The organism is Pseudomonas sp. UBA5666 (genome assembly GCF_002420785.1).
In the GTDB taxonomy this organism is placed as follows: domain Bacteria; phylum Pseudomonadota; class Gammaproteobacteria; order Pseudomonadales; family Pseudomonadaceae; genus Aquipseudomonas; species Aquipseudomonas fulva.
Map to the genome: position 1 here is coordinate 1 of NZ_DIIQ01000041.1, position 20,212 is coordinate 20,212.

Annotated in this window: 15 protein-coding genes and 1 pseudogene; 12 read left to right on the forward strand and 4 right to left on the reverse strand. The window is 59.2% G+C overall.

Translation table 11 applies throughout. The features are described 5' to 3' along the window. Positions 1 to 230 precede the first annotated feature (230 nt). The 10 genes from B2Y33_RS16980 to B2Y33_RS17025 all read left to right on the forward strand — a co-directional run bounded on the left by B2Y33_RS16980 (position 231) and on the right by B2Y33_RS17025 (position 10,943). On the forward strand, positions 231 to 2,168 hold the full coding sequence (locus B2Y33_RS16980) for a flavin monoamine oxidase family protein (protein ID WP_196110484.1): 1,938 nt from the start codon (positions 231 to 233) through the stop codon (positions 2,166 to 2,168). Positions 2,169 to 2,313: 145 nt separating this feature from the next. After that, positions 2,314 to 3,210: a nitrilase family protein gene (locus B2Y33_RS16985; protein ID WP_206405722.1), complete on the forward strand. Its 897-nt coding sequence runs from the start codon at positions 2,314 to 2,316 to the stop codon at positions 3,208 to 3,210. A 9-nt stretch (positions 3,211 to 3,219) separates the two neighbouring features. Then, complete coding sequence (locus B2Y33_RS16990) at positions 3,220 to 4,371, forward strand: hypothetical protein (protein WP_206405721.1); 1,152 nt, start codon at positions 3,220 to 3,222, stop codon at positions 4,369 to 4,371. Then, complete coding sequence (locus B2Y33_RS16995) at positions 4,368 to 5,303, forward strand: asparaginase (RefSeq protein WP_206405720.1); 936 nt, start codon at positions 4,368 to 4,370, stop codon at positions 5,301 to 5,303. The genes B2Y33_RS16990 and B2Y33_RS16995 overlap by 4 nt, the downstream gene beginning before the upstream one ends. A gap of 144 nt (positions 5,304 to 5,447) precedes the next feature. Then, entirely contained in the window at positions 5,448 to 5,999 is a 552-nt protein-coding gene (locus B2Y33_RS17000; protein ID WP_206405719.1) for a UPF0149 family protein, read from the forward strand. Positions 6,000 to 6,013: 14 nt separating this feature from the next. Further along, entirely contained in the window at positions 6,014 to 6,514 is a 501-nt protein-coding gene (locus tag B2Y33_RS17005) for a UPF0149 family protein (protein WP_241194937.1), read from the forward strand. A 208-nt stretch (positions 6,515 to 6,722) separates the two neighbouring features. Continuing rightward, positions 6,723 to 7,352, forward strand: coding sequence for a glutathione S-transferase family protein (locus tag B2Y33_RS17010; protein ID WP_027914188.1), 630 nt, complete (start codon positions 6,723 to 6,725; stop codon positions 7,350 to 7,352). Positions 7,353 to 7,379: 27 nt separating this feature from the next. After that, the gene (locus tag B2Y33_RS17015; protein WP_206405717.1) at positions 7,380 to 9,404 is read left to right on the forward strand and encodes a pyridoxamine 5'-phosphate oxidase family protein; all 2,025 of its coding nucleotides are present in this window, start codon (positions 7,380 to 7,382) and stop codon (positions 9,402 to 9,404) included. 71 nt (positions 9,405 to 9,475) lie between these two features. Continuing rightward, complete coding sequence (locus B2Y33_RS17020; protein WP_027914190.1) at positions 9,476 to 10,372, forward strand: LysR family transcriptional regulator; 897 nt, start codon at positions 9,476 to 9,478, stop codon at positions 10,370 to 10,372. A gap of 112 nt (positions 10,373 to 10,484) precedes the next feature. Then, positions 10,485 to 10,943 carry a hypothetical protein gene (locus tag B2Y33_RS17025; protein ID WP_027914191.1) on the forward strand — a complete coding sequence of 153 codons (459 nt, stop codon included), beginning with the start codon at positions 10,485 to 10,487 and terminating at the stop codon, positions 10,941 to 10,943. A 55-nt stretch (positions 10,944 to 10,998) separates the two neighbouring features. Here B2Y33_RS17025 and B2Y33_RS17030 read toward each other — a convergent pair whose 3' ends face one another. From B2Y33_RS17030 to B2Y33_RS17045, 4 genes and pseudogenes are all read right to left on the reverse strand, one after another. Beyond that, positions 10,999 to 12,285 carry an MFS transporter gene (locus tag B2Y33_RS17030; RefSeq protein WP_027914192.1) on the reverse strand — a complete coding sequence of 429 codons (1,287 nt, stop codon included), beginning with the start codon at positions 12,283 to 12,285 and terminating at the stop codon, positions 10,999 to 11,001. Positions 12,286 to 12,566: 281 nt separating this feature from the next. Then, positions 12,567 to 12,731 (reverse strand): annotated as a pseudogene (locus tag B2Y33_RS17035) (IS5/IS1182 family transposase); the annotation flags it as partial. A 154-nt stretch (positions 12,732 to 12,885) separates the two neighbouring features. Then, the gene (locus tag B2Y33_RS17040; protein ID WP_023536270.1) at positions 12,886 to 14,139 is read right to left on the reverse strand and encodes a ribonucleotide-diphosphate reductase subunit beta; all 1,254 of its coding nucleotides are present in this window, start codon (positions 14,137 to 14,139) and stop codon (positions 12,886 to 12,888) included. A gap of 215 nt (positions 14,140 to 14,354) precedes the next feature. Beyond that, positions 14,355 to 17,234 (reverse strand): ribonucleoside-diphosphate reductase subunit alpha, encoded by a 2,880-nt coding sequence (locus B2Y33_RS17045; RefSeq protein WP_023536265.1) that lies wholly within the window; start codon positions 17,232 to 17,234, stop codon positions 14,355 to 14,357. Between the two features lie 675 nt (positions 17,235 to 17,909). On the opposite strand from B2Y33_RS17045, the gene B2Y33_RS17050 reads away from it, so the two are divergent. Continuing rightward, the gene (locus tag B2Y33_RS17050) at positions 17,910 to 18,608 is read left to right on the forward strand and encodes a response regulator transcription factor (RefSeq protein WP_206405716.1); all 699 of its coding nucleotides are present in this window, start codon (positions 17,910 to 17,912) and stop codon (positions 18,606 to 18,608) included. Continuing rightward, entirely contained in the window at positions 18,599 to 20,209 is a 1,611-nt protein-coding gene (locus B2Y33_RS17055) for an ATP-binding protein (RefSeq protein ID WP_206405715.1), read from the forward strand. The genes B2Y33_RS17050 and B2Y33_RS17055 overlap by 10 nt, the downstream gene beginning before the upstream one ends. The last annotated feature ends 3 nt before the right edge of the window (positions 20,210 to 20,212 follow it).

Below are 20,212 nucleotides of genomic sequence, written 5' to 3' on the forward strand. Positions count from 1 at the left end.
GCAGGTAGGGGTTTTGTCTTTTTGCATTAATATATTTTCGATGCTCTGACTAACGCTCTCTCAATCTGGACGACCCGACTACTGCAGTTGAATATAGACGCCGTTGTGAACTATATAGATGCATCACGCCGCCCTTGGCAACGCTATGAGCAGGATGCTGTATTTAGTTAACACCGCCCGGTTGAGCAGAACAATCATCCTTCGCTCTCCAACAAGGAGAGCGTCCAATAATGACCATCGGCTCAACACATAATCACCCTGCAGATCTGGATATAGACCCGTCGCTCAGTCTTGAACCATGGGCGGTCCGTTTTCCTAATCCGCCTGACCTCTGCTTTGACTACCGTCGCGTAGTTGAGCAGCAGGGTGGTGTGGCTCAAGCCACTCAACCCTCCCATCGTATTTGTATCGTTGGTGGCGGTGTTACCGGGCTCACTGCAGCACGCGAGTTACTTCGATGTGGTTTTGAACGCGTGACTTTGATTGAGCAGTCCAATCGTATAGGTGGACGCCATCTGACAATTGCCAATCGCGCCAACGATCATAAGGCACAGAATACGCCATTTGAAATGGGCGCTATGCGCATGCCATTTTTCAATAGAACGGGCGAGACACCTCAGCAAGGACGCTCTCTTATGGCCTACTACGCCAGTCTGTTTGAGTTACGTCTCTCTCCTTTTCCAAACCCTGGGACACCCTGGGTTAAAGCAACCGGAATTTACTTACGAAATGGCCAGCTCGATGCAGAAGATGATCCTAAGCTTTTAATTTGGAAAAATTCCGAAGGCGCATCGCCTCCACCGGGCGCCATGCTTCAGCAGGTCTTCGATAAATGGCAACGATTTGCTCAGCGCTTTGCCGCTCATATCGCTTCGATCTACGGAACACACGAGTGGCCTAAGGCATGGTCTGCAATCGTTGAGCACTACCATCAGATGTCTTTCAGGGATCTTGTTAGGCTGCCTGAGCGAGACACATGGGATCCCGCGACTCCAGGTGACTTCGGCGGGTTGGGCATGGGTCCAGATGAGTCCGCCATTTTCTATTCCATTGGTATAGGCGATGGCAGCTGGGGCGCCTTCTATGATGTATGCTGTTTGTACCCGCTGCGTACAGCACTATTTGGGTTCAGCAGCCATCTACAGTTAGTACACGGCCGCGTCGATGGGGAAGGTGAGCCCTATGCCGCACCGTATCTTGGGGTTGAGAAGGTGTTAGACAGCAAGGGGGTAGGTTTTCAAGCTCCCTGCTACATCGGTTTGGCTGCATTAGATGAGAGTCTGATGTTCATGAGCATCGCTGAACGGGGCATATCACTATATGAACACCTCGTTCAGCGGCCGGATGGGTTACTGACCGACAGCTCCGTATTCTCATTACGGAAGCTAGAAAATGGTCGTATTCAAGTTGGATACAAGTGGCTACACAGTGACCCTGAAACGAGCACGTTGGCGTACGAGGACTTCGATACTGTCATCTTGACTACGCCTTCCTGGCTCATCGAAACCAATATGAACCTAAGCGGCTTCACCCAGGAGATGTTACCTCAAAGGATTATAGACGCCTGGAAACATGCTCATTGGGAAACGAGCTGCAAGGTTTATGCCCCTTTAAAAAAAAGCTTTCTAAGTAGCCAATCATCTATTCCTCAGATTCTAATCACCGACAGTTTTGTGCATGATGTGTACGCCTATCGCTATAATGAATCCTATCCTGATGATTGTATTCTGCTTAGCTACACATGGGAGGACGATGCCACGAAGTTGGCATCGTTTTCCGACGGTGAATTGGTTGGTAAATGTTTATCCGAATTAGATCGTATCCTTCTCCGCTGCTCTAATGTGGCCCAGCCTATTTCGCCCTACGTTGATCATCAAAACGTTCGAGTTCAGCGTTGGATAACAGACAGCAATGCGTTGGGTTGTGCCAAACTCTATCGGGCCGGCACGTACTATGAGGCGATGGGGTTGATGAAATACAATCGCGATATTAGTGTTCATTCTGGATTATATTTGGCGGGTGAATCATTTTCTGTAGATGCTGGCTGGACAGAGCCTTGTCTGCGTACAGCCCTAGACACAGTGATCAATATTTGCGACCGCACATCAGCCGTGTTCAATGGTGGATTTACCCTCGATCACTACCCTCACTATCAAGCGGAGGGTTGACGCTGGAGGCAAATATTGCCGCGAAAAATCCCACACGATCGTCCTCTTGATCCTACGGGCGTGTAGGAACTGCCTGGCTTTAAACTCGAGATCAAACCCCGCTCTACTGGCCTCCTTCAAAAATAATCACAAGAAGGAGGCTGTCATGCCAGATATCCCCACGTCCATCAGCCCTGTACGCATTGCAGTGGTTCAGTCCGACCCTCAGGTGGGTCTTGAACAGCGCAGCGCTAACCTGACTAAGACGCTAGCGTTTGCTCGTAAAGCGATCAGAGCCGGAGCAAACATAATCGTGCTGCCGGAGCTGGCAAATACCGGATACACCTTCAACTCCCGCGCTGAGGCCTACGCCCATGCGGAGACGCTGCGAGACGGGTCAAGTGTTGCTGCATGGGCAGAGGTGGCCAGGGACTACAACGTGTACGTGGTAGCCGGTTTCGTCGAAAAGGAGGGAATGAAACTCTATAACAGCGCGGTTCTATTGGGACCTGACGGGTTACTTGGACATTATCGAAAAACGCATTTGTGGAATCAGGAGAAATTGTGGTTCACCCCCGGTGACCTCGGGTTTCCAGTATTCGAGACGCCGCTTGGACGGATAGGTTTGCTGATTTGCTGGGATATCTGGTTTCCGGAAGTGCCGCGCATCATGGCTGCGCAGGGGGTAGACCTTATCTGCAGCCTCAATAATTGGGTCTGGACACCGCCACCTCTCTTCGATGCATCAGACCGCTGTATGGCCAATTATCTGACCATGACAGCTGCGCACGTGAATAATGTCTATATCGCGGCGGCCAATCGTGTAGGAAGCGAACGCGGCGGACGATTCCTCGGTTGCTCGATGATTGTCGGAACCCATGGCTGGCCGATTGGTGAGGTAGCAAGCCCGGAAGAGCAGACGATTCTGTACGCTGACATTGACCTGAGCAGCGCACGCTCCGCGCCAATTTGGAACAGTTTGAACGATCTTCCGCGTGACCGCCGGACCGACATGTATGACGCAACGCTTGGTTATCGTTTACATGCAGCTATGCCCCGGTGAGGAGGAGTCATGAACCCTGTTCAACTCATGGATTCTCAGCGCACGGCGCTTTGCGTACTTGCCGGCCTTTTCATACTGTTGGCTACAGCACTCGTAGCCAACCACTGGCTTGATTACGGCCAGCTGACTGCAACCCTCGAACAACCACTGAGTCGACTGCGATGGATAGCGGGTGATATCAGCGAAGTCGTATTTTACAAGCACGAGCTCCCGGCGCTTGGCTTGCTGATTGGCGCATGCCTCGCGCACTGGGCAGGTCTGCGTGGTTATCGCTGGCAGGGCTTTGCCATTTGCTATGGAAGTGGACTGTGGCCTTGGGTGTTCGTCAGCTCGTTGTTTGGATTGTTGTTAAGCCATCTACTGTGGGGATGGACGCTCACCGCCGGTATCTGGCAACCAACCTTCGTTGCTTTTGTATCCCTGCCGGCAGCAATGGTGCTTCTGTATGGGGGCGGCTGGCAGGTCGCAATCAGTGGAGCCGTTCTTGGTGCCGTGCTTGTAACGCCGGCGAGCCTGTTGATGGTCAATTACATCTGCTATCCACTGGGATTGCCGGCCGTAGTGGGCAATGTGAGTGGTATGGCCGTGGCGAGTATCCTGGCATTCATACTGTGCAAGCGGTTTCCTTCACTCGTACGGTCTGTGCACTTCTCAGCTCCCCGTGCACAAGCCCGCCAACCTGACTACGGAATACTATGGGTGATGCGCCGTGTACTTGCAGATTTTACAGAAGCCCCATTTTTCGGTAACGAACTGGCCAGCCTTGGGCTACTGCTGGGCGTCGGTGCAGCTTACGTGCTCGCGCCTGGTGCGCCTGTATACGGGTCGATGCTTCTGATTCCTATCATTGCCGGTCAAGCGCTGGCCTCGCTCACTGGAGTTTTATTCTGGCGAGGACAGTGGCGGATGCGAGGCTGGTATCCCACCTACATCCCCATCGTCTCAATCGTTCCGGCGGCCGTGCTCGTATACGGTGGCAGTTGGCAGGTCGTAGTCGCCAGTTCAGTCTTGGGGGCCCTCACTGCACCGCCTTTGGCTGTCGCAATTACACAGCGACTGCCAGCCTACGTGCATGGCTACGTCGGCAACGTTGCGTCCATGGCAATTGGTGTTCTAACAATTGTGCCACTCGTCGGGTTGATTACTGGGGGTAGAATATGACTGCGCAGAAAAAATTACCCACGCTCGCGATTGCCAGTCTGGGCGGCACTGTCAGCATGAAAAGTGACGCACTGGCAGGTGGTGTCAAACCTGCGCTTGGTTGCGGTATGCAGGTGGCGCAAGTGCCTGAGTTGCGAAACATGGCTTTGCTTGTGTTAGAGACATTGGCGCTCTTGCCGAGTGCATCGCTGAGTTTTTTATCCTTGCTCGATGTTTTTGCGTGGGCTAAAGCTCAGATAGAAGCCGGCGCTGTAGCGATTGTAATGACCCAAGGCACCGATAGCCTGGAAGAGACGGCATATTTTCTTGACCTGATTTGGCCATTCGATGCGCCAGTGGTCATGACAGGGGCTATGCGCTCTGCCAGCCAGCCCGGTCATGATGGGCCTGCCAATCTTCTTGCTGCAGTACAGGTTGCCCTGGCTGGAGACAGTCGCGGCCGCGGTGTGTTGGTGGTAATGGGGGATCAGGTCCATGCCGCGTCTCAAGTCCGTAAGACAGCCAGCTTATCCGCGTCGGCCTTCGAATCCCCTGGATACGGCCCGCTGGGGATGTTGATTGAGGGTTCAGTCCTTTACCATCATGCAATCAAGCGAACCGAAGCATTGCCGTTACCTTTTCGTACTGATCACAGGGTTGCGTTGCTTGAATCATGCCTGAGTGCCGATGTAGACCTTCTGCTGGCCGTTAAGGAGCTTGGATACGAGGGATTGGTCATCGCCGGCTTTGGCGCAGGTCATGTATCCGAGAGCTGGTCAACAGCCTTGGGACGCATTGCACCCATGCTGCCGGTAGTTGTCGCCACCCGCACCGGAAGTGGTTCAACGGCGCGGGCGTCTTATGGATTTGTCGGGGGTGAGATCGACCTGCAAGCAAAAGGCATCCACATGGCAGGCCGGCTTTGTCCGCGCAAATGTCGGATTCTTTTATGACTATTGTGCGCAAGTAACAACCAGCATCGTCTTGAAAGCTGGTTAACGTGAATCCAGAGTCGCCCACACGAGGATTGCGTGGGCCTCTCTAACGAAGGGCTATGTTAGTGTACCCCTACGTCTCACTTGCCAGGATATCTGTAGATGCTCCCCACGCTTACCGAAAAAGAGCTCAATCGCCTCGAAGACATGTTGATCGTCTACGGCAATGATTACTCGGTCATCAATCTGGCAGAGCTCAACGGGTTCTTCACCGCCCTGGCCAGCTCACCCAATACCGTCCAGCCTATGGAATGGCTGCCAGCAGTAGCCGGCGGTCATGTTCCCAAGTTCAAGAAGCTGGCTGACGAAGAGGCCTATACGGCATTGATGCTGCGCTACGCCAGTCAGGTGGCCGAAGACCTGGAAGACAATGTCGATGGTTTCCAGCCGCTTTTCGAGCAAGGCGAGGGCGACCAGGGGACCGAAGTCGTCATGGAGGAGTGGTGCTTTGGCTACATGCGTGGCACCCAAGTCGCGGGTTGGGCTGCTCTGCCTCCAGAACAGGATGCGCTGCTCAAGACCATCTCGCTGCATGGGCTGGAAGATAACGTCGAACTGTTGGACCAGATGTCCGAACAGGATATCCAGCAGTGCGTGCCCCACGTCATCGATGCCGTTCGCCAGCTTTACCGATTTCATTCACAGCAGCGGTAAGGCAATGAGAGTTGTTGTTCAAGCACGGTAACGACAACGCCATACTTACCCTGTCCGAGCTGGACGGCTTCATGAACGCGCTGTGCAGCACACCGCGCGTTGTACCCCCAAGCGAATGGCTACCCGTGGTAGGTGGGGGAGAGCTGCCTCATTTCAAAAGCAAGGCGCAGAGCCAGCGTTATTTTGATCTACTCATCAAGTTCCACAACCGTGTGTTGCAGATGCTTGCGCAGGCAACCGATGAACTTGAACTGCTATTCGAAGTACGAGAATTTCCAGACGGCGATGTCGTGGTTCTCAAGGACTGGTGCTTTGGCTACATGAAAGGGGTAGAAGTAGGTCAGTGGCCGCCTTTGCCTGCTGGGCTTCGACATCACTTCGATGCAATCGCGCTCCATGGCGAGGAGAAGAGTTTTCCATTGCTCGATAAGATGAGCTCTGAGGAACATCAAGCCACAGTTCCCCGCGTCGTAGAGGCTGTGCACCGGCTCTATCTCCACAACCGTCATTCCTGAAACACAAGCCCTTGCAGTCACTGCCGCACAGAGCTTGGTACATACGTGTGTCCGGTCACTGCATCACCCTTTATAGCCAGCGCTACACAGGCCAATTGTTTCGACCAGCGAAATTGAGGCTTGCTCCAGGCGCTGATTCTGCTCCTGCACCGATACATGCAGTATGGCTCTACCAGCGCTATGCCGGCGCTGATCAGGAGCCATGCCGATGTCCACCCCAATAAAGCTCTACAACTTCCCCAAGTCCGGTCACGCGCACCGCATCGAGCTCATGCTTTCCCTGCTTGGGTTGCCAACCCAACTGGTTTTCGTTGACCTGGCAGCAGGCGCACACAAGCAACCCGAGTTCCTGGCCCTCAACCCTTTCGGCCAGGTGCCGGTGATCGATGACAACGGCACGGTGATCGCTGATTCCAACGCCATCCTGGTGTACCTGGCCAAGAAATATGACAGCGGCGCATGGCTGCCCGAAGATCCGGTGGCAGCCGCTGCCGTGCAACGCTGGTTGTCGGTGGCTGCCGGCCCGCTGGCCTTCGGTCCGGCCGCCGCGCGCCTGGTGACCGTGTTTGGTGCGGCATTCGATACCGACGAGGTCATTGCACGCGCCCATGGGCTGCTCAAGGTGATCGATACCGAACTGGCCAAAAGACCGTTCCTGGTAGGCCATACGCCAACCATCGCCGATATCGCCAACTACTCGTACATCGCCCACGCACCTGAAGGCAATGTGTCGCTGGAGCCCTATGCCAATGTGCGCGACTGGCTGATGCGAATCGAAGCGTTGCCCGGCTTCGTGGCCATGCCACGTACCCAGATCGGGCTGCAGACCAACGCCTGACACCGTACCGCCCCCGAGGACGTCGCCATGCAGCACATACACGACCATCGCCCATCGCCCTGGCACCCAGGCGAGAAAACCCTGCAGGAAAAGGTGGGTGTAGCAGCGCGCATGGAGGCGGTGGGGCATAAGGTCATTCGCGACTACATGCCCGATCAGCACCGCGCCTTCTACCACCAGCTGCCGTTCATTGTTGCCGCCAGCGTGGACGCGCAGGGCCGTCCGTGGGCGACCTTGCTGGAGGGGCCGGAAGGTTTCATCCGCTCGCCCCATCCTCGTGAGCTGACAATCGATATCCAACCGCCAGCCGACGATCCGGCGACGCCAGGGCTGGCCGCCGGGCAGGCAGTCGGCCTGTTGGGCATCGAACTGCACACCCGTCGGCGCAACCGTCTCAACGGCCGCATCCACCAGGCCACCCATGAGCAGTTGCAGGTGACTGTGGCTCAGTCATTCGGCAACTGCCCGCAATACATCCAACGGCGCGACTACACCCGGGTCGCGCAAATGCCCCAAGGGCGTATCGATTCCACAGCGCTGGATGCCGATGCCGTCAGTCTGATTCAGGCAGCCGATACCTTCTTCGTCGCCAGTTATGTCGAGCACGCCGACGGCCAGCGAGCGGTGGACGTCTCCCACCGCGGCGGACGACCTGGGTTCGTGAGGGTTGAAGGCAGTCTCCTGACCATCCCCGACTACGCCGGGAACCTGCACTTCAATACTCTGGGCAACCTGCTGGCAAACCCCCGTGCTGGGCTGCTGTTCGTCGACTTCAGCAATGGCAACGTGCTGCAACTGTATGGGCGTGCCAAGCTGCTGCTGGACGGCCCCGACATCCCATTGTTCGAGGGCGCCGAGCGCCTCTGGACGCTGGAGGTCGAGCATGTGGTATGGCGTCCGGGCGCAGTTGGCCTGCGTTGGGCATTCAAGGACTACGCGCCTACCACGTTGGCGACCGGCACCTGGAGCCGTCTGTCGCAACGCTCGCAACAGGCGCCATGGCAACCCTGGCGCGTGGTGCGGGTGGAGCAGGAAAGCCGTGATATCCGCTCGTTCTACCTCGAGCCGCCTGGCGCTAGCGCAGTGACGTTCGCGCCAGGGCAACATGTGCCGGTGCAAATCCCGCTGGACCCGCATAAGCCGCTGATCCGCACCTACAGCCTGTCCAGCGCGCCTTCCGACGGCCATGTGCGCATCAGCGTCAAGGCACAGGGGCCCGCTTCGCGCTACCTGCATGAGCGCGTCGTGGCAGGCGATGTGCTGCAGGTGCGGCCGCCGGTAGGCGGCTTCACGCTGGATCTGAACAGCACTCGGCCGCTGGTGCTGATTGGCGCTGGCGTAGGCATCACCCCTTTGCTGGCCATGTTGCGCGAGCAGTTGAAGCAAGGGCCGGCGCGGGTCATTCATCTTTTCCAGGGCGCCCGTAGCTTGGCTGATCTGGCATTCCCCAAGGAATTGGCCCACTTGCAACACCACGCCGCAGGGCTGCTGCACGTGCACCGCACCCTGAGCCAACCCGAAGATCACGCCCGGCCAGGCCGTGATTATCAGTTTGCCGGCCGGCTGAGTATCGAGCACGTCAAAGCCACACTGACATTGGATGACTACGATTTCTACCTGTGCGGCCCAGGCAGCTTCACCCAGGACCTCTACCAGGGGCTACGCGGCCTGCATGTGCCGGACACGCGGATTCATGCCGAGGCGTTCGGCCCGTCTAGCCTTCGCCGCCACTTCGACGCCGGCCAGCCGACCCTGCAGCAACCGCCTGCTGCCAGCGAGTCAGTCGCGGTCCATTTTGCGGCATCAGCCAAACAGGCGCAGTGGTCACCCTCCAGCGGCACACTGCTGGAGTTGGCCGAGGCACATGGCCTGTCGCCGGAGTTCAGTTGCCGGGGTGGAACCTGCGGCACCTGCAAAACGCGGTTGCTCAGTGGCCAGGTGCATTACCCTAACCTCCCAGGCGAAATGCCGCAGAGCGGGAGCGCGCTGATCTGTTGTGCGGTGCCCGCGAAGGTGGATGAGCCAGGGCAGGCGCTGGTGCTTGATATCTGATCGGCCAGAACAGGCAGCACAAGCGCCTTGAATCAAACATAATGCCTGCATTCCCACCCCAAGGAGCCCGCATGGACCAGATCCACCTGATGAAGGTGTTTGTCGCCGTAGGCGAACTGGAAAGCTTCGCCGCGGCTGCGCGTCGCCTGGATATCTCCCCAGCGGCCGTCACCCGTGCTGTCGTCGCCCTCGAGGAACAACTCGGGGTCAAGCTGGCGCTGCGCACCACCCGCAGTGTGCGCCTGACTGAAGCCGGCGGCCGCTACCTGGAGGACACCCGGCACATCCTCGCCAGCATTCACGAGGCCAACGAAGCCGCTGCCGGCATCAACGCCACCCCCAAGGGCGATCTGGCCATCACCGCCCCGAGCCTGTTCGGCAAGAAGTTCGTCATGCCGTGCATCGTGCAGTACTTGCAACGGTTTCCGGAGGTCGACATTAGCGCCTACTTCCTGGACCGCATCGTGAATATGGTCGAGGAGGGCATGGACGTGGCCGTGCGCATCGGCCCCTTGCCCGATTCGGGCCTCAAGGCATTGCGCGTGGGCAAGGTACGCCGCATGTTGTGCGCCTCGCCTGAATACCTGGCCCGCTATGGCACACCCGAACATCCTTCCGACTTGGCAAGCCATGCGGTGATTGGCACCACCGACCTGTCACCGCGCGCTGGTTGGCGCTTCGGGGTGACCGACGAATCGACCTTGGTGCGGGTCAAGCCACGGTTGACCGTCACCAGCAACGACGGGGCGATTGCCGCCGCCAGTGGCGGGCTGGGAATCGCCCGCCTGCTGTCCTACCAGGTGGCTGACGAGCTGGCCAGCGGGCAACTGCGAGTGATCCTGGCTGAATACGAAGAAGCCCCGTGGCCGATTCATGTGCTGCATCGGGAGAGCAAATACGGTTCAACCAAGGTCCGGACCTTCATCGACCTGCTGGCACAAAGCCTGAGGGCCCAACAGTTGGATTGACCTGCTACCCAGCCCATGGGCGGGGTGGGTCTGTCTGGTAAAGTACCGAACTGTTCGCTGGCAGCCCGCCAGCGCGCAATGCTCACAAAAGATTACGCAAGGAAGCCGCTGGATGAACAAACGCTTCACACGCACCTGGCTCGCCGCGCTGCTGTTGCCATGGCTTGCCGCATGTAACGGCCAAAAAGTCGAGCGCGTGCTGGTTTATCAGAACACGGTCTACGACTGGCGCATCGAACACGTGGTGGCCCACAACTGGCCGGCCGGCCCGCACCAGTACTACGAGGTGTTCCTCAAGGGTCGCTTACTGATACTGCCGGCCAACACCTTCAACGACGTGCGCGACATCCGCGAGTTCGTCGCCGCAGGCGGCTTCGATACCAACAACTGGCGCAACGATACGATCATCGTGGCGTTCGAGAATGTACAGGCGCGCAAGGGCGGCAACGAGCACTTTGTCCGCTCGCTGATGATCACCCCGACGCACCAGGAAGGGGAAGTGATACTGGCCGACATGACCACCCGCCAGCAGGTTGCCGTGCAGCGGGTGGAGCCGGGTGGTGATCACTAAAAGTGGATAATGACTTGCGCTGCAACTATAAGGTGAACAGCGGACTCAGGATGGTTCAAACTGGAACCCGGTCCTTCCTTGCTATTCGACGATACAACACAAGCGTCGCGCACAGCGCACACAGTGCAGCGAATGCGACCCAGTAAGCAGGCGCTGCTTTGTCACCGGTTTCATGGATCAACCAGGTCGACATGACCGGTGTGAAACCGCCGAACAGGGCCGTAGCCAAGCTGTAGGCTAGGGAGAAGCCCGCTACCTTCACTTCGACTGGCATGATTTCCGTGAGCGCCGGGATCATCGCACCGTTGTACATCGCATAGAGGAACGAGAACCACAGCAGTACCTCAAGCATGTGCGCGAAGCTTGCCGCATGGGCCAGGTAAGACAGTGCTGGGTAAGCGGTGAACAGGGTGAGTACGGTCATGGCGATCAGGATTGGTTTACGACCGAAACGGTCGCTGAGCGTGCCGCCGATGGGTAGCCAGATAAAGTTGGACACGCCTACCAGAAGCGTCACCAGCAACGCGTCATTTGTGCTCAGGTTGAGTACAGTCTTACCAAAGGTAGGAGCGTACACAGTGATCAGGTAGAAGGCACTGGTGGTCATGGCGACCATCAGCATGCCCGCGATGACTACCGATGAGTTGCGGCCTAGGGTAGCGATCACTTGCTTCATGGTCGGGCGATGCTGACGCTTCTCGAACGCTTCGGTTTCTTGCAGGTTACGGCGCAGGAAGAAGATGAACGGGATGATCATGCAGGCAGCGGCGAACGGAATTCGCCAGCCCCACTCGCTGATCTCGGCCGGCGCTAGGCTTTGATTCAGTCCGTAACCCAACGCGGCGGCGACCACGATGGCGACCTGTTGGCTGCCGGATTGCCAGCTGGTATAGAACCCTTTGCGACCCGGTGTAGCCATTTCGGCTAGGTAGACCGACACCCCGCCCAATTCAGCACCGGCGGAAAAGCCTTGCAGCAAGCGGCCAAGCAGTACGAGCGCGGGTGCCCAATAGCCGATCGTGGCGAAGCCGGGGACTAGGACGATGAGCAACGTGCCGCTAGCCATGATTGACAGCGTGACGATGAGGCCTTTGCGGCGGCCAACATCGTCGATGTAAGCGCCCAGAATTACCGCCCCCAATGGCCGCATGAGGAATCCGGCGCCGAACACAGCGAAGGTCATCATCAGCGAGGCGAATTCGCTGGAGGCTGGGAAGAAAGCTGAGGCGATTTGGGTGGCGTAGAAACCGAACAGGAAGAAGTCAAATTGTTCGAGGAAGTTACCAGATGTGACACGTAGAACCGCCGCGGCCTTGGACCGGGCGGGAGGCGAAGCAGGCATAGACGGTTCTCCAGCATGAATCTGTTCGTTGTTGAACGATCAATCCCCTCGATTATGCTGGACACATCCTGAAATGCTTAATGAAACATTCTGATCACTGCGGCGCAGGGCGCACAGGGGCCTTACGCGACAGGAGAGGTGACAAGCTCTAGTACCCACTCGCAAAGCTCATCGTTTGACGAAAGAATCGATTTCAGCCGCAGATCTGCCAGATCACCGGCTTTCTTCCAGGCTTCGGCTGCTTCCCAAGCCGGTACAACCCGGGTCGCCACAGATGACGCTACAGCGGCTACATTCGCCGCTATACCGTGTACAGGGTGAACCAGGCCCGATTCGGCATCGGCACTAACAGGCGCCTTCATGGCGAAGAAATATGAGTTACCTTTCTTCGCCTGGTGCATGTCGGGACCGCGCTTACGTTCCTTATTCCTGGTCGAACTGGGGTGCGTGGATGATGAATCAGAAAAATTTCAGAGGGATTAAGTGCACAATGAGCTCATCGGGGCATTGTGCACTTAATCAGCATCGCTTGTAGTATCAGGACTACGTTTAGTATTGGTGAAAAAATTCAGCCGGAGGTGAACACCTACGCCTTGAAGATCAATCCCAGCTCAACGCCCCACCGGTCTGGTACTCGATCACTCGCGTCTCAAAGAAGTTCTTCTCCTTCTTCAAGTCCATGATCTCGCTCATCCACGGGAACGGGTTGGTCGTGCCTGGGTACTCTTCCTTCAGACCGATCTGCGTCAGGCGACGGTTGGCGATGAACTTGAGGTAGTCCTCCATCATTGCCGCGTTCATGCCCAGTACGCCGCGTGGCATGGTGTCACGGGCGTATTCGATCTCCAGCTGAGTCCCCTGCAGGATCATCTGGGTGGCTTCTTCCTTCATCGCCGCATCCCACAGGTGCGGGTTTTCGATCTTGATCTGGTTGATCACGTCGATACCGAAGTTCAGGTGCATCGACTCGTCACGCAGGATGTACTGGAACTGCTCGGCAACGCCAGTCATCTTGTTGCGACGGCCCATGGACAGGATCTGGGTGAAGCCGCAGTAGAAGAAGATGCCTTCCAGAACGCAGTAGTAGGCGATCAGGTTGCGCAGCAGTTCCTTGTCGGTCTCGACGGTGCCGGTGTTGAACTCGGGGTCGGAGATGGCGCGGGTGTACTTAAGGCCCCAAGCCGCTTTCTTAGCGACCGACGGGATCTCGTGGTACATGTTGAAGATCTCGCCTTCATCCATGCCCAGCGACTCGATGCAGTACTGATAGGCGTGGGTGTGGATCGCCTCTTCGAAGGCCTGGCGCAGGATGTACTGGCGGCACTCGGGGTTGGTGATCAGGCGGTACACAGCCAGGGCCAGGTTGTTGGCAACCAGCGAGTCGGCCGTGGAGAAGAAGCCCAGGTTGCGCATGACGATGCGGCGTTCGTCCTCGGTCAAGCCGTCCTGGCTCTTCCACAGGGCGATGTCGGCGGTCATGTTGACCTCCTGCGGCATCCAGTGGTTGGCGCAGCCGTCGAGGTACTTCTGCCAGGCCCAGTCGTACTTGAACGGCACCAGCTGGTTAAGGTCGGCGCGGCAGTTGATCATGCGCTTTTCATCCACCGCCACACGGGCCGAGGAACCTTCCAGCTCAGCCAGGCCTTCGGCAACGTCCAGGGCGTCCAGGGCCGCCTTGGCGCGCTTGACGGCCTCGGAGTCCGACGCCGTGGCAGCGCGGGCTTCCAGGGCCGCGGCACCGCCGGCGCTGTCGAGTTTGTCGAGGGTGGCGGCGGCGTGAGCCTGCGCAGGGGTGTTGCCTTTGGCGGCGACTTCGCCGTCATCTTCTTTATCGAATTCGTCCCAGCTCAGCATGGTGAGAGTCTCCTGCTCGAGGGCCATCTGTGAAGTATGGCCGGTAGATCTTGGTTGCGGTGCGGTGCACGCAAATCAGCGGTGCCCGTGGCGGGCTGGCCCCAGCGGCGTGGCTGCGGCTTTTGTATCGGGTAGCGGGGCGGCAGCGCCACACCCGCAGGCTTGCATACGGCTCTACAAAAAAGAGGCTTCCCGCAGGAAGCCTCGGCCTGGCCTTACTGGCAGGCTTCGCAGTCCGGCTCGTCGATCGCGCAGGCCTTGGGCACTGGCGCAGGGCCGGCTGCCTGGACCGGGGCGCTGTCGCCACCGCTGGACACGGCGTTGAGCTTGCCGGTGTTGATGGTCGACTTCTCGGTGCTGGTGGCGGCCAGGGCACGGAGGTAGTAGGTGGTTTTCAGACCACGGTACCAGGCCATGCGGTAGGTCACGTCCAGCTTCTTGCCCGAGGCACCGGCGATGTACAGGTTCAGCGACTGCGCCTGGTCGATCCACTTCTGGCGACGGGAAGCGGCGTCGACGATCCACTTGGTTTCCACTTCGAAGGCCGTGGCGTACAGGTCCTTGAGTTCTTGCGGAATACGCTCGATCTGCTGCACCGAACCGTCGTAGTACTTCAGGTCGTTGATCATGACCGAGTCCCACAGGCCACGGGCCTTGAGGTCGCGAACCAGGTACGGGTTGATCACGGTGAACTCGCCCGACAGGTTCGATTTCACGTACAGGTTCTGGTAGGTCGGCTCGATCGACTGCGACACGCCGGTGATGTTGGCGATGGTCGCAGTTGGCGCAATGGCCATGATGTTCGAGTTACGAATACCTTTCTGTACCCGGGCACGGACCGGCGCCCAATCCAGGGTTTCGTTCAGGTCGACGTCGATGTACTTCTGGCCACGGGCCTCGATCAGGATCTGTTGCGAGTCCAGCGGCAGGATGCCTTTGGACCACAGCGAGCCTTGGAACGTCTCGTAGGCGCCGCGCTCGTCGGCCAGGTCGCAGGAGGCCTGGATGGCGAAGTAGCTGACCGCTTCCATCGACTTGTCGGCGAATTCGACGGCAGCGTCGGAACCGTAGGCGATGTGCTGCAGGTACAGCGCATCCTGGAAGCCCATGATGCCCAGGCCTACCGGACGGTGCTTGAGGTTCGAGTTACGCGCCTGCGGTACCGAGTAGTAGTTGATGTCGATCACGTTGTCGAGCATGCGCACGGCCGTGTTGACGGTGCGTTGCAGCTTGGCGGTGTCCAGCTTGCCATCGACGATGTGGTTCGGCAGGTTGATCGAGCCCAGGTTGCAGACCGCGATCTCGTCCTTGTTGGTGTTCAAGGTGATCTCGGTGCACAGGTTCGAGCTGTGCACCACGCCCACGTGCTGCTGAGGCGAGCGCAGGTTGCACGGGTCCTTGAAGGTCAGCCATGGGTGGCCGGTCTCGAACAGCATCGAGAGCATCTTGCGCCACAGGTCCTTGGCCTGGATGGTCTTGAACACCTTGATCTTGTTGTACTCGGTCAGGGCTTCGTAGTACTCGTAGCGCTCTTCGAAGGCCTTGCCGGTCAGGTCGTGCAGGTCCGGCACTTCCGAGGGCGAGAACAGGGTCCACTTGCCGTCGTCGAAGACGCGCTTCATGAACAGGTCAGGGATCCAGTTGGCGGTGTTCATGTCGTGGGTACGACGGCGATCATCACCGGTGTTCTTGCGCAGCTCGATGAATTCTTCGATGTCCAGGTGCCAGGTTTCCAGGTAGGCACACACAGCGCCCTTGCGCTTGCCACCCTGGTTGACCGCAACAGCGGTGTCGTTCACGACTTTGAGGAACGGCACGACGCCCTGGGACTTGCCATTGGTGCCCTTGATGTAGGAGCCCAGTGCACGCACCGGCGTCCAGTCGTTGCCCAGGCCACCTGCGAATTTGGACAGCATGGCGTTGTCGTGGATCGCGTGGTAGATGCCCGACAGGTCGTCCGGGACGGTGGTCAGGTAGCAGCTCGACAGCTGCGGGCGCAGGGTGCCGGCGTTGAACAGGGTCGGGGTCGAGGCCATGTAGTCGAAGGACGACAACAGGTTGTAGAACTCGATCGCGCGCGCTTCCTTGTCCTTTTCTTCCAGTGCCAGGCCCATGGCCACACGCATGAAGAAGACCTGCGGCAGCTCGAAGCGCACGCCATCCTTGTGGATGAAGTAGCGGTCGTACAGGGTTTGCAGGCCCAGGTAGGTGAACTGCTGGTCACGCTCGTGATCGATGGCCTTGCCCAGGCGCTCCAGGTCATAGGCTGCCAGGGCCGGGTTGAGCAGCTCGAACTCCACGCCCTTGGCGACGTAGGCCGGCAGGGCCTTGGCATACAGGTCGGCCATTTCGTGGTGCGTGGCGCTGTCAGCGACGTTCAGGAAGGCCAGGCCTTCGGCGCGCAGGGTGTCCATCAGCAGGCGAGCGGTGACGAACGAATAGTTCGGTTCACGCTCGACCAGGGTACGGGCGGTCATCACCAGGGCGGTGTTGACGTCCTTGATGGCCACGCCGTCGTACAGGTTCTTCAGGGTTTCGCGCTGGATCAGGTCGCCATCGACTTCGGCCAGGCCTTCGCAGGCTTCGCTGATGATAGTGTTCAGGCGCGCCATGTCCAGCGGCGCCAGGCTACCGTCGGCCAGGGTGATGCGAATGCTTGGGTGCGGCTCGACCACGGCGTCGGTGCTGACGCGGGTGGCGCGCTCCTTGGCGCGCTGCTCACGGTAGATGACGTAGTCACGGGCGACTTTCTGCTCGCCGGCGCGCATCAGGGCCAGTTCGACCTGGTCCTGGATTTCTTCGATGTGGATGGTGCCACCCGATGGCATGCGACGCTTGAACGTGGCCGAGACCTGCTCGGTCAGGCGCGCGACGGTGTCGTGAATGCGCGACGAAGCGGCGGCGGTACCGCCTTCAACTGCGAGGAACGCCTTGGTGATGGCCACGGTGATCTTGTCGTCGGTGTAGGGGACGACAGTACCGTTACGCTTGATCACGCGCAGTTGGCCAGGGGCAGTGGCGGCCAGATCCTGATTGGATTCGGCAACCTGCGGGGCCTTGGCCTGCGGGTTCTCGCGAGTCGTGTCGGTTTGCATGGGTGGGTGTCTCCACAGTTTCTATATTGATCAGGCGCCCAATTGGGCGCCCACCGTTCCGTCCACTTGCTCGATTGCCTGGCGGGGATGCGCAACGCAAGCGCATCCGTCCGCGCGGGCGTACCGACTTCGGGACAGACTCAGGAATAAGGGCAATGGCTTGCCGCTCCCTGGCCGAAGTCAAAAGTTCCGGGTTGCCGGAATCCGTTGCTGATGAGTGCCAGGCTCGCCTGGTTCACCCATGCCCGAACAAGGCCCTGACAGGGCTTGCCTCGGTCGCCTCCGCAGGAGCGGTTTGGCTGCTGAAACCACCGTAAGTTCAGCCGAAAAATCCGATGATTTTGCGGGTTGACTTTTTTAAGTGATTTTGCGCGAACCCCTATATCTAGTGGTTCGTCGCGATCGCGATACAAGATAATGCGGTATGGGGGTGTTTGCAAGGCGAGCGGCTGTGGATATCTTGTGGGTACTTTGTGAGTGAAACGTGAGTATTCGCTGTAGGCCTTGTGCCCACTGGTTTGAAGTGTTTTTCTGCGTCTGCTTGCCGCTGGGCAGTTTTTTTCAGGGGCCGCCGTCGCACCCGGATCATTGTCCACAGAACCACCCAAGTGGGTTGGCTCGGCAGGGTCCTGGTCGTACTATCCAGGAAAAAACAACACCAACAGGCCCTACGCCATGGATCCAACGCTACCGCGCATCCTCATCGTCGAAGACGACCAGCGTCTGGCCGAATTGACTGCCGAGTATCTGAGCGCCCAAGGGTATGCGGTCAGTGTCGAGGGCGATGGCGCTCGCGCAGCGCGACGCATCATCGACACCCAGCCGGACCTGGTCATGCTGGATGTGATGTTGCCGGGCGAAGATGGCATGAGCATCTGTCGGCGAGTGCGCAGCCAGTACCCTGGGCCCATCCTGATGCTCACGGCGCGCACCGACGAGCTGGATCAGGTGCAAGGACTGGACATTGGCGCAGACGACTACGTGTGCAAGCCCTTACGCCCCCGGCTGTTGCTGGCGCGCATCCAGGCCTTGTTGCGTCGCAGCGAGGCGCCTGCGGGCAAACGCCAGGACCTGACCTTCGGTGCGCTGCGCATCGACAGCCGGGTGCGTGAGGCGTGGCTTGGCGATCGGCAGATCGAGCTTACCGGCGCCGAATTCGACCTGCTTTGGCTGCTGGCCAGCAACGCTGGCAAGGTGCTGACCCGCGAGCAGATCTCCACGGCGCTGCGCGGTGTGGGCTATGACGGCCAGGACCGCTCCATCGACATACGCATTTCCCGTATCCGCCCTCGCATCGGCGACGACCCTATCCAGCCCCGGCTGATCAAGACCCTGCGCAGCAAAGGCTATCTGTTCGTGGGCCAATGCCCGTGAATTCCATTTTCCTGCGCATCTATGGCGGCATGCTGGCGGTCCTGGTACTGGTGGCGCTGCTGGGGGTGCTCAGCCTGCACCTGGTCAACGAAGTACGCGCCGCCCAGCACCGCGAGGGCCTGGCGCAAGGCACGTTCAGCCTCATGGCCGATAACCTGGCCGTGCAGAGCGACACCGAGCGCAAGCGTTCCCTGCTGCTGTGGGGGCGGCTGCTGGGGGTGCCGCTGCAGTTGCAGCCCATGTCGGCCTTCGCCCTCGATGGCGCACAACGCGCACGTCTGTACCGCAGCCTCGCCGTGGTCGAGAAGACCGGCCCGCATGCAGCTCGGGTGTTGCGCAGGGTAGGGCAGCAGGACCTGCTGCTGGTCGCCCAGGTCAGGCAGATCAGCGAGCAACTGGCGCGCGCTACCCTGTATCTACTGGCCGACGAGCTGGTGCGTTACCCGGTGACCGAACAGCAGCAGCGCCTGGAGCAGATCAAGCACGACAAGGGCTTCGGGTTTGGGGTTGCCTTGCAGCGTATCGAGCGGGCCAGCCTGGATGACGATCAGCGGCGCCGGGTGGAGGAGGGTGACACGGTGATGGCGCTGGGCATGGATGGCGATTCCATACGCGTGTTCGCTGGGCTCTCCGGCTCGCCGTGGGTGCTGGAGATCGGCCCCTTGCACCAGCTCAACCCCTACCCACCCCAGTTGCTGGTGTTGATCACCCTGGTTGGTTTGAGCCTCATTGGCCTGGTGGTCTACCTGCTGGTGCGCCAATTGGAGCGGCGCGTTTCCGGGCTGGCGCGGGCCGCGGCGGGCATCGCCCAAGGCAGCCTGGACACGCGTGTACCGGCAGGCGATGCCGATTCGATCGGGCGCCTGGCAGCGGCATTCAATGGCATGGCCGAGCACTTGCAGCGCTCGCTGTCCATGCAGCGCGAGCTGGTACGTGCCGTGTCGCACGAGCTGCGCACCCCCGTGGCCCGCTTGCGTTTTGGCCTGGAAATGGTCGAAAGCGCCGCCACCGAGCAGGCACGCGCCAAGCACCTTGCCGGCATGGACGGCGACATCCAGGACCTGGACAAGCTGGTCGACGAAATGCTCACCTACGCGCGCCTCGAGCAAGGCGCCCCGGCCCTGACGTTCCAGCGTATCGACCTGGATGCCTTGCTCGATCAGGTCATTGCCGAACTGGCCCCGTTGCGTCGCGACATACGCTTGTTGCGGGGCGATTGCCAGGGCGTCGAAGGCGAGACCGCCTGGGTCGAGGCAGAGCCCCGCTACCTGCACCGCGCCGTGCAGAACCTGGTGAGCAATGCCCTGCGCCACGCCGAGCACGAAGTGCGCGTGAGTTATCAGCTAGGCCCGCACGTGTGCCGTATCAATGTGGAAGATGACGGGCCAGGCATTCCGGAAGGGGTCTGGGACCGCATCTTCACGCCGTTCATGCGCCTGGATGACAGCCGCACCCGAGCCTCCGGTGGCCATGGCCTGGGTTTGTCGATCGTGCGCCGTATCATCTATTGGCACGCAGGCCGCGCCACGGTAGGCCACGGCACGGCCCTGGGTGGCGCCTGTTTCAGCCTTGCCTGGCCACGACAACAGGCGCCGTTGTAGGCC